This is a genomic window from Alteromonas marina (assembly GCF_000808575.1).
Lineage (GTDB): Bacteria > Pseudomonadota > Gammaproteobacteria > Enterobacterales > Alteromonadaceae > Alteromonas > Alteromonas marina_A.
This window is the reverse complement of sequence record NZ_JWLW01000036.1, coordinates 1-315: the sequence shown is the minus strand read 5'-3', so window position 1 is coordinate 315 and position 315 is coordinate 1. Positions and strand designations below refer to the sequence as shown.

The following is a 315-nucleotide window of genomic DNA, read 5'->3' as shown; positions in this document are numbered from 1 at the left end:
CCTAACGGCGGGTTTTTTGCTTTATATAGAAGCTATAGCATTTTATGTATGCGAGCTAACAGAATTTAGTAAAGTTGATAGAGCATCAGCTTTACACAGTAAACGCTACTGCAAACCAGCTTTTCCTGGCAGCCATAGCGATACGGTACCACCTGACTCCATTCCGAACTCAGAAGTGAAACGTATTAGCGCCGATGGTAGTGTGGGGTCTCCCCATGTGAGAGTAGGACACTGCCAGGTCCCATTAAGAAGAACCCGCCTAACGGCGGGTTTTTTGCGTTTGGAAGAAAAAAATAATGGGGTCAGAGTCTGAGG

General features: G+C 46.0%; 1 rRNA gene. It reads left to right on the top strand.

What is annotated here, in order from left to right:
• Positions 1 to 124 precede the first annotated feature (124 nt).
• A 5S ribosomal RNA gene (gene rrf / locus RJ41_RS14380) occupies positions 125 to 240 on the top strand.
• The last annotated feature ends 75 nt before the right edge of the window (positions 241 to 315 follow it).